A 12,188-nucleotide genomic window follows, 5' to 3' on the forward strand; every position below is an offset into this window, starting at 1 on the left:
CCACGGCTCCACACAATAAATAACTTCATTAAGAAAGGTTTTTTATGGATAAGTTATCTTATGCGTCTGAAAGTAGCACATCTGCCTGGTCCACCTATCTGCAACAAATCGACCGGGTTGCGCCTTATCTGGGCGATCTTTCACGTTGGATAGATACTTTGCGTCATCCAAAACGTGCGTTGATTGTTGATATTCCTCTCCAGATGGATGATGGCTCAATTCGCCACTTCGAAGGCTATCGCGTTCAGCACAACCTGTCGCGCGGGCCAGGTAAAGGCGGTATTCGCTACCATCCGGACGTCGACCTTAATGAAGTCATGGCCCTTTCCGCCTGGATGACCATCAAGTGTGCGGCAGTTAACCTGCCCTATGGTGGTGCCAAAGGGGGTATTCGCGTTGATCCTTTCAAACTGTCCGATGGCGAACTTGAGCGACTGACCCGCCGTTATACCAGCGAGATCGGCATTATAATCGGGCCGCAGAAAGATATTCCGGCACCGGATGTTGGCACCAACAGCAAAGTGATGGCATGGATGATGGATACCTACTCCATGAACCACGGTACAACGATCACCGGCGTCGTCACGGGTAAACCTATTCATCTGGGCGGTTCACTGGGACGTGAAAAAGCCACCGGTCGCGGCGTATTCATTACCGGACGCGAAGTGGCGCGTCGTGCCGGTATCGAAATTGAAGGCGCGCGCGTTGCGGTTCAGGGCTTTGGTAACGTGGGTAGCGAAGCAGCACGCCTGTTTGAAGAGGCCGGCGCACGCGTGGTCGTGATTCAGGATCATACCGCCACGCTGTTTAACGCCGATGGTATCAATATGGCCGCACTGACTGAATGGCAGATCGCCAATAAGCAGATTGCCGGCTTCCCTGGCGCTCAGAACATTGATAAAGAGGCGTTCTGGACCACCGGGATGGATATCCTGATTCCGGCCGCACTGGAAGGACAGATTACCCGCGAGCGTGCTGAAGTCCTGAGTTGCAAAATCGTGCTGGAAGGGGCAAACGGACCAACTTATCCGGATGCCGATGACATGCTGGCAACGCGCGGCATTATCGTGGTACCGGATGTGGTCTGTAACGCGGGTGGCGTAACGGTCAGCTACTTTGAATGGGTGCAGGACATGGCGAGCTTCTTCTGGAGCGAAGATGAGATCAATCGTCGCTCAGATAAAATCATGACGGAAGCGATGGTTCACGTCTGGGAGAAGTCGAAGGAGAAAGATTGCTCGCTCCGCACCGCAGCCTATATCGTGGCGTGTGAGCGCATTCTGATGGCGCGTAAAGATCGCGGTATCTATCCAGGTTGATACGAAAGGCGCTGTTGCCAGCAACAGCGCCTTTTTCCTTGCCTACTTCATCAGCACCTGAAACTGCGGGTTAAATTCATCGAAAATCGGCAAGGCTGCAGCACCCAGCGCAGCGGTATCGCTGCCGGTCATACCAATCTTTAGCCGCATATCAAACAGATAACGACCTCGCACCGACTGATAAAGCGGTGGCAATCGTTTTATCATCTGCTCCAGCAAGGGCGCAGGCATCATCCCACCAATTATTACCGCTTCAGCATCAAACACCGACTCCAGAATATTGATCGCCTGACGCAACGGCGTCATTACACTCTCAATCCAGGCAGTAAAGCGCGCGGGTTCAATCTGCAACAAATCTTCTGGTAACGCTCGCATCGGATCGAGGCCGCAGAATTCATACGCTGCCTGCAATGAGACATACCGCTCCAGACAGCCCTGATTGCCGCAGTAACAGTCCCGACCGCCCGGCTCCACCACGATGTGTCCGATCTCGCCCGCATTTTGAGCGTGGCCGGTATAGATATGGCCATCGGTGAAGATGCCTGCACCCAGACCGGTGCCGATGTAGAGATAGATAAAGGAATTAAGATGCCGCGCCGTGCCGTGAAAGCGCTCGCCGATAGCGGCCACCGTGGCGTCATTTTCCAGCGTGACCGGTAATCCGCTGATAGTGGCGAGCTCCGCCTCGATATCGACCTGCTCCCAGCCGTTCAGTGTCGTGGGGCCTGTTGATGAAATCCCCTCCACGCCAAAAGGCCCCGGCATCACCACGCCAATACCCAGCACTTTTTGCCATTGTGTGCCAAGGAAAGCGCGCATCTCTTCCAGCACGCTGGCAATGCACGCCAGAGTGGCAGCAGGCTGTGGCTTTTGCACCATAAGGAGGCGGCGGAAATGCACTTCGCCGCTAAGATCGACCAGCACCAGTAATAGTGTCTGATGATCAAGATGAATACCGATCGACCACGCACTGGTGGGATTGAGCGTGACCGGAATCGAAGGCTGACCACGGCCGCTGCGGCGCGGCTGTCGGCTGGTCAGCAGCTCGGCCTGCTCAAGCTCCGCTACGATATTCGAGACAGTCTGCGGCGTCAGCGCTGTCATGCGAGCCAGTTCTGCGCGGGTCAGCTCACCGTGAAGTCGAATGGCTTCAATCACCACACGTCGGTTGTGCGCCCGCGCATGTTCAAGGTTGGTACCCGAGGTTTTCATGTTGTTTTCCATTACAGCGGGGCCTGACAGTATTGGTCCCCAGTGTCATTCGGGCAAACAATATCTTTGATGCTGCACGCAATTTCTGCACATCAGAATAGGCAATTTTGCCATAAAGGCGCAGTCTGAGTGTTAGCGTTGTTACGGCTTTGTTGCACAGATCTTCACCACTGTGGCATGCCGTTTGCTTAACTCCTGACAGGTCAGTTTATATGCTGACCAAATTACGCCCCCGATTAAATCAATCAAATTGATTTAATTAACCGACAGCCTGTTGCTGCATAGTGGAGAAGACCATGTCACAGCATTATACCCCCAAACTGAAAGCCGGTTTTGCTGCCTTACTGATGTTAAGCGCAGGCAGCGCGGCGGCGGCCAGCCAGATCAATGCCCTGTTTATGACTCAGGCGGCTTACAGCGAAAACGATATCCGTGCCATGACGCAAAATTTTCAGAAGCAACATCCGGATGTCACTGTCAATCTGGAGTTTGTTCCTTACGAAGCGCTGCACGATAAAATCGTAGCGGCGCGCGGTGCAGGCGGTAATGGCTATGATGTGGTGCTCTTTGATGCCATCTGGCCAGCAGAGTTCGCCCGATTTGACCTGCTGCAGGATGTCAGCGCACGCATTACGCCAGAGGAAAAAGAGAAGGTCTTTCCGGGCGCGATGAACACGGTGGTTTACAAGGGTAAGACGCTGGGTATGCCGTGGATTCTGGATACCAAATACCTTTACTACAACAAAGCGATGCTGGCTAAAGCGGGCATCACCACCCCGCCGCAGACCTGGCAGCAGGTGCTGGATGACGCGAAGATCATCAAAGATAAGAAGATCGTCAACTATCCGCTGGTCTGGAGCTGGTCTCAGGCTGAAGCACTGGTGTGTGACTACACCACGCTGGTGTCAGGCTTTGGTGGAAAGTTCTATCAGAACGGCAAGCTCGACTTCTCCAGTCCTGCCTCGCTTAAGGCGCTGAACCTGATGAAAAGTTCGCTCGATGATGGGCTGAGTAATCCAGCATCCCGTGAATATCTGGAAGAAGATGTGCGTAAATCGTTCTCTAATGGCGATGCGGCTTTCGCGCTGAACTGGACCTACATGTACAACATGGCGAACGATCCTAAGCAGAGCAAAGTGGCGGGCGATGTTGGCATTATGCCAGCGCCGGGCGATGCGCCTGGAAAAGTGGGCGCAGTGAACGGCTCAATGGGACTGGGTATCACCAAAGGCAGTACGCATGCCAATGAGGCGTGGCAGTACATTCAGTACATGACCTCACAGCCTGTCCAGAATCAGTATGCCAAGCTTAGCCTGCCGATCTGGAAATCTTCTTATCAGGATGAGGCGGTGAAAAAGGATCAGGAGAGCCTGATTGCCGCAGCGGATAAATCATTAAACGTGATGCTGTCACGTCCAGAGACTGCTGATTATTCTCGTCTGTCCAATCAGCTACAGCAGCAGTTACAACAGGTCTTGCTGGGAAAAACCCCGGCGCAGGACGCGATGGCAACGATTGATAAAAGCGCTGCCCGGCTGCGTTAAGGAGTCATGATGCTGAGTTTGCGTCAACGCGAACAGCGTCAGGCATGGGTGCTGCTTGCACCCATGCTGCTGGTGATGCTGTTGTTAACCGCCTGGCCTCTGCTGCGCACTATCTGGCTGAGCTTTACTGATGCTGCGCTGATTGGCAGCGGTGAGTCACCCGCCTGGATTGGCCTGGAAAACTATCTCTATGCGCTTACCGATCCCGACTTTCGGGCGTCGATCTGGCGCACGCTCTACTTCACCGTTGTATCCGTCACCTTCGAAGGCATCATCGGTGTGCTGGTCGCGCTGCTTTTGAATCAGAAATTCATCGGGCGAAACGTGCTGCGGGTGTTGGTAATTCTGCCATGGGCGCTACCGACCATTGTCAATGCCATGATGTGGCGGCTGAACTTTAACCCTGATTACGGCAGCATTAACGCCCTGCTCAGTCAGCTCGGTATTATTGATGGCTATCGCAGCTGGCTTGGCTCGCCGGATGCGGCACTCAACGCGGTAATGTTCGCGGATATCTGGAAAAACTATCCACTGGTCACGCTACTGGTGCTGGCGGCACTGCAATCGATCCCTGAGGATCTGTTTGAAGCGGCACGGCTGGATGGCGCATCCGCCTGGCGTCGTTTCCGGGCGATTACCTTCCCGGCAATTGTTGCCCCGCTTGGCGTTGCACTTGTATTACGCACCATCGATGCTTTTAAAATCTTCGACATCATCTATGTCATGACGCGCGGCGGCCCGGTGGACAGCACCAAAACCTTAAGCTTTTTCGTCTATCAGGAGTCGTTCAGCTACCTGCGTGCTGGCAGTGGTGCGGCCTACGCAATATTGATGACCCTGATGTGCGCCCTGCTTATTACGCTTTACCTGCTGATGTTATGGCATCAGCGTCGCCGGAGTTCCGCTTATGAAAACTAAACTGCGGGGTATGCTGCGTTATATGGCGGCGCTGCTGGTCGCCATCAGCATTCTGGCGCCAATGGGCTGGCTGTTTTTAATGAGCGTCAGTTCTGCCAGTGATCTTTCACGCGTTCCGCTGGAGTGGCTGCCGCGTCAGTGGGATTTCAGCCGCTATCAGGGACTGGTTTCACTGGCACCAAACCAGCCGGGCAACATTTTTCTGCATGCACTCGGCAACAGTTTGCTGGTAGCAACGGTGGCAACGGCGATTTCGTTGCTGCTGGCAATACCGGCGGCATTCAGTTTCTCACGCTACAGCGGACGTGATGCCTGGCTCTCCGGTGCACTGGCGATCTATATGGTGCCGCCGGTGGCGTTTGTGCTGCCGCTCTATTTTCTGCTGCAACAGCTGGGGCTGCTCAACACACGCCCCGGTCTGGTGATGGTCTACTGCTCGCTGATCCTGCCGTTTCTGACCTGGATGCTGAAGAACCAGTTTGACTCGCTGCCGCGTGATATCGAACAGGCAGCGCGTCTGGATGGTCTGCGCTTCTGGCAGGTTCTGCTACGCATCACACTGCCGCTGGCGAAACCAGTGCTCGGTGCCGCAGCACTGTTTGGCTGGCTGCTGGCCTGGGATGAGTTTTTCTACGCGCTGCTGTTCACCAGCAACATTTCAGCACAGACACTGCCAGTCGCGATTGCCGGTTTCACCGCCGGACGTGCGACCGATGATGGCCTGATCGCGGCGATTGGTATTCTGGCTTCGGTGCCGCCACTGTTTATTGCCATCTGGTTGCAGAAGACGCTGGTCAGCGGTCTTACCAGCGGTGGAAGTAAGGGATAATTATGGATAAGACCATTGCGTCCACACTTTATGTGGTGGGCAACATTAATGTCGATTTAATCATGGGTACACTCGGCGACTGGCCGGCACGCGGAACGGAAGTGATGCTGCAGCACAGTGCGTTACGTCCCGGTGGCTCAGCGGGTAATTGTGCGCTGGCGCTGGAGGCAATGCAGGTGCCGCATCGGGCTATTGCCAATCAGGGTGACGATGGCTTCAGTCACTGGCTCGCCAGCCATTTTCCCCACAGCGCCGCACACTGGCCACGTTACGCCTGTGAGACCTCGCTCACGGTGGGCATAACCCATCCTGATAACGAACGTTCGTTTTTGAGCAATCACGGTCATATTACCGTGCTCACCGCTGACGATGTGCTGGCGCAGTTACCCCAGCAGGCGACGCAGGGCGATATTGTGCTGCTGTGTGGCACCTTTCTCTGTCATGAACTTTATCGCCGCTATCCGACGTTGCTGGCCGCGCTACAGCACCGAGGCTTTTGTGTCGCCGTGGATACCGGCTGGCCGCCTGCGGGCTGGAGTGATGAGCTTCGCCTGGAAATGGGTAACTGGTTGCCTGACTGTGACTGGCTGTTGCTGAATGAAGTGGAAGCATTGGGTCTGGCGGGCGCAGACCTGCTGGAACAGAGCGGTAAACGGCTGGCGGCTCAGCTCAGTGGTCGCGGTGGTTGCGTGATTAAGTGTGGCGCAGAGGGCGCGCATCTCTGGTCTGCGGCCTCGGTGCAATTTGCCGCCGGTCAGCCGGTGACGGTAGTCGATACCATTGGGGCCGGTGACAGTTTTAATGCCGGTTTTCTGACTGCACTGCTTTACCGCCAGTCATCGCATACCGCGCTGCGCTGGGGCATTGAAGTGGCCTCACAGGCAATAAGCAGCTCTCCGCGCCGCTATCCCAGCTGGCAACAACTCCAACTATCAAATGAGGTGCGCTGAACATGGCCAGTGTTGAACTTGTACAGGTGGCGAAGCGTTATGGTAAACAGAGCGTGCTGCACCCGCTGGATTTAACCATTCCTGATGGCAGTTTTACTGTTCTGGTCGGCCCCTCCGGCTGCGGAAAATCGACGTTGCTGCGGCTGCTTGCCGGGCTTGATACCGTCTCTGATGGGGCGATTATGCTGGATAAAAAGCGGATTAACGATCTCGATCCTGCCGACCGGGATATCGCCATGGTATTCCAGAGCTATGCGCTCTATCCGCACCTCACCGTTGCAGAGAATCTGGCGTTTCACATGCAGGTAAAAAAGGTGAAGCGCGAGGAGCAGAAAAGCAAAATCGCCCGCATCGCCGGCATTCTCGGCATCGATCAGCTCTTACAGCGTTATCCACGGGCCTTGTCCGGCGGACAGCGGCAGCGTGTAGCGATGGGACGGGCCATGGTCCGCAACCCACAGGTATTTCTGTTCGATGAGCCGCTCTCAAACCTGGATGCCCAGTTACGTATGGAGCTTCGTGCCGAAATTAAATCCCTCCATCAGCGTTTCAACACCACGATGGTTTACGTTACCCACGATCAGGTCGAGGCGATGACGCTGGCGGATCAGATTGTGGTAATGAAAGAGGGCGTGATTGTGCAACAGGGCGCGCCGCTGGCGATTTATGATCGGCCGGTTAACACGTTTGTGGCGCGGTTTATCGGTTCGCCGCCAATGAACCTGATGGATGCCTGCTTCCAGTCACGGGATGGCCTGCCTGGTGTTTGCTGTGGTAAGCAGTGGCTGCCATTGCCGCCTCGCTGGCACCGTGCCGCGCAGCAGCAGGCTGGCCAGGCGGTTACGCTGGGCGTGCGCCCTCACGATCTGATTTTTGATGCCAGCGGACAACCCGCTGCGGTAAATATTGTGGAGATCACGGGTGAATCAACGCTGTTGCATCTGAACTGGCAGGGTTTCCCGCTGCATATGCAGTTGAGCGGTCGTAGTGATGCCATGCCTGGCGGTACGCTACCGGTCACCGTAAACCCGGAAAAAATGCACCTGTTTGATGCCAGCAGCGGTGAGCGGCTGACGGAGCAATGATTAATCTGAAGTCAGTAGTGAATGCAGGGGGCAAACCCGCTTAAAGCGGTGGGAGCATACGCCTGTAGCAATGCATCGCGGGCTACGGACAAAAAACTCCCGGCGCTTTTTGAACGACGTAAAGCGTTGGCCCGGCTAAGGGCGCACCTCAGGGCTGAGGTGCGTCATCGCCACGTTGAGTCGCCAGGGATGGCGCTCTTGCGTCTTTGCGTAAGGCGTATGCTCCCTGAGCTGCATCCTTATGCCAGATGGAACTGCTCCACCGTCTGTGACAGCTGCTGCGCCTGATCTTCCAGTGAGCTGGCGGCCGCCGACATCTGCTGCACCAGCGCGGCGTTCTGTTGGGTCACGCCATCCATTTCATTGACGGCAATCGTCACCTGGCTGATGCCACGCGCCTGTTCGCTTGATGCAGTAACAATCTCACCAATGATGCCCTGCACTGAATTGACCGCGTGCATCATCTCCTGCATGGTTTTACCGGCATCGTTTACCAGCCTGACACCACTCTCGACTCGCACGCTCGACTCTTCAATCAGTGCACCAATCTCCTTCACCGCGTTCGCGCTGCGCTGGGCAAGGTTACGCACTTCAGAGGCAACTACCGCAAAACCGCGGCCCTGTTCACCGGCACGTGCGGCTTCCACCGCCGCGTTCAGCGCCAGAATATTGGTCTGAAAGGCAATGCTGTTGATCATCGTGGTAATGTCGCCGATCTTTTTCGAGCTGTCATCGATCTGCGCCATCGTCTGCACCACCTCACCCACCAGCGAGGCACCGCGACTGGCAATATGCGTCGCGTTTTCAGTCAGGCTGGTTGCCTGCTGTGCATTGTCGGCATTCAGACGAATCGTGGCGCTGATCTGCTCCATACTGGCTGCGGTCTGCTCCAGCGCAGCAGCCTGTTCCTCGGTGCGTGATGCCAGATTGAGGTTGCCGCTGGCGATCTCGCCCGCGCCCTGACGTACTGATTCACTGGAATCTTTTATCTGTCCAACAATCTGTCGGAGCTGGCTTTGCATGGTGCTAAGCGCGAAGAACAGGCTGCTGCTATCACCCCTCTTCACCGGGATCCGGTTATCCAGCTTGCCATCAGCAACGGCCAGGGCAATATGCGCCGCTTCAACCGGCTCGCCCCCAATTGGACGCAGCACTTTACGGCTGAACAGCATGCCCAGTACCGCGCCGACCAGCAGAACGCTGACGACCATCAGGATCACCGCCCACATCAGCTGCTGGGTGGATGCGGCCATCACCTGACTGACCGGTGCAACAACGCCCAGATACCAGGCTTTGTCGCTGTTCCCAATCACTACTGGCTGCCAGGTAACCAGGGCATCTTCACCCAGCACGGCATCAAAATGCTGTACGACTTTCGACGTAAAGCCATCTTTTTCCCCTTTCCACGGTTTCCCAGCCTCATCTTTCACCGGCGAGGAGACAACGTTACCGTTACTGGAGAGTAGCAACGCATAGCCGCTGCCCTGCCAGGGTTTAATCTGATTCACTTTCTGTTGCAGTGAAGCCAGGGATATATCAGAGGTGACAACTGCTTTTAAGGTGCCCTGATCCATAATGACGGCCGCTACGGAGGTGAGCAGGGTCGGCACGCCGTTATAGGCATAACTATAGGGTTCGGTAAGCGTGTCTTTTTGTGATTTTTGCGGAACCAGATAGTAATCGCCCTGACCCGGCGTCAGATAAGAGAGCAGCGGATGCATGGCATATTTACCTGCTGCGTCACGATCCACAAAAAAGGCATAGCGCCCCTGTGGCGCCTGTCCCGGCTGTGAGGCGAACTCTGCATCACGGCCATCAAACGCATTCTGTTCAAAGATGACTGACATCGACAGATAGTCAGGATTCGCGCGTAACGCATACTCCATCACTTTATCGACCGCTTTGCGATCGGTAATACCGGCGCGGGGTAACGCGATCAGACTTTGACCGAGAAGGCTGGCAACATCGCGGGCATGGCTCAGCTCCTGCTGCACCTGCAAGGCACGGCTTTGCGCAATCTGCTGCAGATATTTTTCGGCCAGTTGTTTTTGTTCTTTACCTGATTGCCAGCTGAGGACCCCAATTGTCACGGTAAATCCCAGCACTATCGTTAAACCACCCATGATTAACATCTGCGCACGGGTACTCATTTTTTTCTTATGCGTTACCTGACCGGCCATAGTGATTCCCCTGGAATTTACCTGCCTCAATACCTCCCTGTGTTCATGGTGCTCCTGAGATCATTTATCGGCGGCGTTTTTTTGAACTTTAATGGGGCTTATCCTGCCGTGATGGGGGTCTCAACGTGCGCGGTACAGGAAAGTTGATCGCCAGGGGAAGATGGCAAAAAGGCAGAACGGGCTTTTTTTTGATCTGCAACAATATCGCCGTCCGCTATTACTGTCAGTTTATGTCAACAGTTGCTGTAGCCCCCTTATCGCAGTGGAGAGAGAACAATGATCGGTAAATCAGGATTGGCTGTTGGGATGGTTGTCTGGCTAGCGTATATCGCCTGGATCGTTCACTACTATTCAGACACTTTTATGCAGTTCTCCCGCTAGCAAACAGGACCTTCGGGTCCTTTTCTTTGCCTGCCATTCCGCACGGTTGGCCTGTGAGCCAAATATCCGCTATTATCGACTCATCTCATGAGCCGATTAATCACACTTATTCGGCTCATTCTCTTTAACCGTGAGTGGATGATGAGCGTTGACTGGATCTGGCAACAGCCGGAATGGCCCCAATTTCACTGGCAGGATAACGAGCTGCTACCACGCCTGCGCCATTTGCAGCAGCAGCGCGGTTTGCTGCTTGGCCGCGCCAGCCTGCAGTCAGACACTGAATCACAGACGCTGGATACCCTGTTGGGTAATATTCTTTCCTCTTCGGCAATCGAAGAGGAGCGGGTCAACGTGCAGTCAGTTCGCTCGTCTCTGGCGCGCCGGTTAGGCGTTACGGAAACGCAGCCCTATCCGGTCTCCGATCGGTCAGAAGGACTGGCCGCGATGATGCTCGATGCCATCAACAATCGCAGCCAGCCATTAACGCTTGAACGGTTATTTCAGTGGCATCACTGGCTCTTCCCGGCAGATGAATGGACAGTACAGCGCCTGAGCGTCGGGACGCTGCGTGGCAGTGAACCGATGCAGGTGGTTTCAGGACGCATAGATCGTCCCACGGTACATTTTGAAGCCCCACCGCGACACGGACTGGAGCAACAGCTGGCACAGTTCATCGCGTGGTTTAACAGCAGTCAGCATGATGTGATGCTGGACCCGCTGCTGCGGGCCGCCATCTGCCATCTGTGGTTTGTCACGCTACACCCTTTTGATGATGGCAATGGCCGTATCACGCGAGCATTGACCGATTTCGCCCTGGCACAGGCTGACAGCCAGAGCATCCGCCTGTACGCCATGTCTCCGGCAATACTGGCGCAGCGTGCCGGGTATTACCGCATCCTTGAGCAGACGCAGAAAGGCGGCCTTGATATCACCCGTTGGCTGGTGTGGTTTCTGGATATCCTGGATGAGAGCCTGAAACAGGCATTGGATGTTATCGATCGCACACAGTTGAAAGCGCGATTCTGGTTACGACATCAGGGGATGGCATTAAGTCCGGAACAGGTAAAAGTCCTTAACCGGCTGTTAGACGGTGGCGAGCAGGGTTTCGAACAGGGGATAAGCGCCAGCCAGTATCAGAAAGTCGCGAAAGTAAGTAAAGCCACGGCGACCCGTCATCTGGCGGATCTGGTTGAAAAAGGCTGTCTGTTCCGGCTTGAGGGAGGCGGCAGAAGCACCCGCTATCAGGTTAAAACCCGCGAGATACTTACAGATTAATGGGATGAAAGCGGTGATCAAACCGTTATTCAAAAACAGCAACGCCGGAAGGTTCGCTTCCGGCATTGTGGCAATTACGCGGCTTTAACAGCGCGCACTTTCCTGGCCGCAGGCTCTTCAGCCTGATCATCCGCGCCAGCGTCTGACACAGCTTCCGGTTGAGAGACGGAGACTGCCGCTTCCGGCAATTTGCTGGTGCGCAGAATATGCTGAACCGCATCTTTCTGTTCTGCAATCAGCAGGCCCAGGGTTTCAGCCTGAGATTCATCCAGTGCAGGTTGATGCTGTAACAGCCAGTCAGTGAAAGCTTCGGCCATATCGAGCATTTTGTCGTAGGCATCGGCCTCTTTCTTATTGGCAAACGTCATCTTCTCTTCACCCTTTCTGACTACAACAAATTTTGTTTCAACAGCCATCTTTTCGCCCTCAGGTACTGTGTATACATACAGTATATCATGCCGGTTATGCTTTGCCAGCAGAGAATAGAGTTTATCG

10 protein-coding genes are annotated in these 12,188 nt (G+C 54.9%); 7 read left to right on the plus strand and 3 right to left on the minus strand.

Going from position 1 to position 12,188, the window contains the following annotated elements; genetic code table 11:
• The first annotated feature begins 44 nt into the window (after positions 1-44).
• Entirely contained in the window at positions 45-1,319 is a 1,275-nt protein-coding gene (locus NP77_RS20215) for a Glu/Leu/Phe/Val dehydrogenase (protein WP_003855119.1), read from the plus strand.
• A gap of 42 nt (positions 1,320-1,361) precedes the next feature.
• Here NP77_RS20215 and NP77_RS20220 read toward each other — a convergent pair whose 3' ends face one another.
• Positions 1,362-2,531, minus strand: a complete 1,170-nt coding sequence (locus NP77_RS20220; RefSeq protein ID WP_033763325.1) for an ROK family transcriptional regulator — start codon at positions 2,529-2,531, stop codon at positions 1,362-1,364.
• A 296-nt stretch (positions 2,532-2,827) separates the two neighbouring features.
• On the opposite strand from NP77_RS20220, the gene NP77_RS20225 reads away from it, so the two are divergent.
• From NP77_RS20225 to NP77_RS20245, 5 genes are read left to right on the plus strand one after another with little or no spacing between them, the layout of a single operon-like run.
• Complete coding sequence (locus NP77_RS20225; RefSeq protein WP_039661433.1) at positions 2,828-4,075, plus strand: extracellular solute-binding protein; 1,248 nt, start codon at positions 2,828-2,830, stop codon at positions 4,073-4,075.
• Positions 4,076-4,084: 9 nt separating this feature from the next.
• Complete coding sequence (locus NP77_RS20230; protein WP_003855113.1) at positions 4,085-4,993, plus strand: carbohydrate ABC transporter permease; 909 nt, start codon at positions 4,085-4,087, stop codon at positions 4,991-4,993.
• On the plus strand, positions 4,983-5,822 hold the full coding sequence (locus NP77_RS20235; protein ID WP_003855111.1) for a carbohydrate ABC transporter permease: 840 nt from the start codon (positions 4,983-4,985) through the stop codon (positions 5,820-5,822). The genes NP77_RS20230 and NP77_RS20235 overlap by 11 nt, the downstream gene beginning before the upstream one ends.
• Before the next feature lie 2 nt (positions 5,823-5,824).
• The gene (locus NP77_RS20240; RefSeq protein WP_003855110.1) at positions 5,825-6,772 is read left to right on the plus strand and encodes a carbohydrate kinase family protein; all 948 of its coding nucleotides are present in this window, start codon (positions 5,825-5,827) and stop codon (positions 6,770-6,772) included.
• A 2-nt stretch (positions 6,773-6,774) separates the two neighbouring features.
• Complete coding sequence (locus NP77_RS20245; RefSeq protein WP_003855109.1) at positions 6,775-7,857, plus strand: ABC transporter ATP-binding protein; 1,083 nt, start codon at positions 6,775-6,777, stop codon at positions 7,855-7,857.
• Between the two features lie 239 nt (positions 7,858-8,096).
• Here NP77_RS20245 and NP77_RS20250 read toward each other — a convergent pair whose 3' ends face one another.
• A complete protein-coding gene (locus NP77_RS20250; RefSeq protein ID WP_003855106.1) occupies positions 8,097-10,037 on the minus strand; it encodes a methyl-accepting chemotaxis protein in 1,941 nt (646 codons plus the stop codon).
• 522 nt (positions 10,038-10,559) lie between these two features.
• On the opposite strand from NP77_RS20250, the gene NP77_RS20255 reads away from it, so the two are divergent.
• Positions 10,560-11,693, plus strand: coding sequence for a Fic family protein (locus NP77_RS20255; protein ID WP_039661434.1), 1,134 nt, complete (start codon positions 10,560-10,562; stop codon positions 11,691-11,693).
• 74 nt (positions 11,694-11,767) lie between these two features.
• Here NP77_RS20255 and NP77_RS20260 read toward each other — a convergent pair whose 3' ends face one another.
• Complete coding sequence (locus NP77_RS20260; protein ID WP_003855102.1) at positions 11,768-12,109, minus strand: YebG family protein; 342 nt, start codon at positions 12,107-12,109, stop codon at positions 11,768-11,770.
• Positions 12,110-12,188: the final 79 nt, after the last annotated feature.

This window comes from Pantoea sp. MBLJ3, from assembly GCF_000816655.1.
GTDB lineage: Bacteria > Pseudomonadota > Gammaproteobacteria > Enterobacterales > Enterobacteriaceae > Pantoea > Pantoea eucalypti.

What these genes read in the sequence shown, in the direction of transcription:
- NP77_RS20225 (WP_039661433.1), top strand. Translation starts at nt 2,828, where the DNA reads ATGTCACAGCATTATACCCCCAAACTGAAAGCCGGTTTTGCTGCCTTA.
- NP77_RS20235 (WP_003855111.1), top strand. Translation starts at nt 4,983, where the DNA reads ATGAAAACTAAACTGCGGGGTATGCTGCGTTATATGGCGGCGCTGCTG.
- NP77_RS20215 (WP_003855119.1), top strand. Translation starts at nt 45, where the DNA reads ATGGATAAGTTATCTTATGCGTCTGAAAGTAGCACATCTGCCTGGTCC.
- NP77_RS20245 (WP_003855109.1), top strand. Translation starts at nt 6,775, where the DNA reads ATGGCCAGTGTTGAACTTGTACAGGTGGCGAAGCGTTATGGTAAACAG.
- NP77_RS20220 (WP_033763325.1), bottom strand. Translation starts at nt 2,531, where the DNA reads ATGAAAACCTCGGGTACCAACCTTGAACATGCGCGGGCGCACAACCGA.
- NP77_RS20240 (WP_003855110.1), top strand. Translation starts at nt 5,825, where the DNA reads ATGGATAAGACCATTGCGTCCACACTTTATGTGGTGGGCAACATTAAT.
- NP77_RS20255 (WP_039661434.1), top strand. Translation starts at nt 10,560, where the DNA reads ATGAGCGTTGACTGGATCTGGCAACAGCCGGAATGGCCCCAATTTCAC.
- NP77_RS20260 (WP_003855102.1), bottom strand. Translation starts at nt 12,109, where the DNA reads ATGGCTGTTGAAACAAAATTTGTTGTAGTCAGAAAGGGTGAAGAGAAG.
- NP77_RS20230 (WP_003855113.1), top strand. Translation starts at nt 4,085, where the DNA reads ATGCTGAGTTTGCGTCAACGCGAACAGCGTCAGGCATGGGTGCTGCTT.
- NP77_RS20250 (WP_003855106.1), bottom strand. Translation starts at nt 10,037, where the DNA reads ATGGCCGGTCAGGTAACGCATAAGAAAAAAATGAGTACCCGTGCGCAG.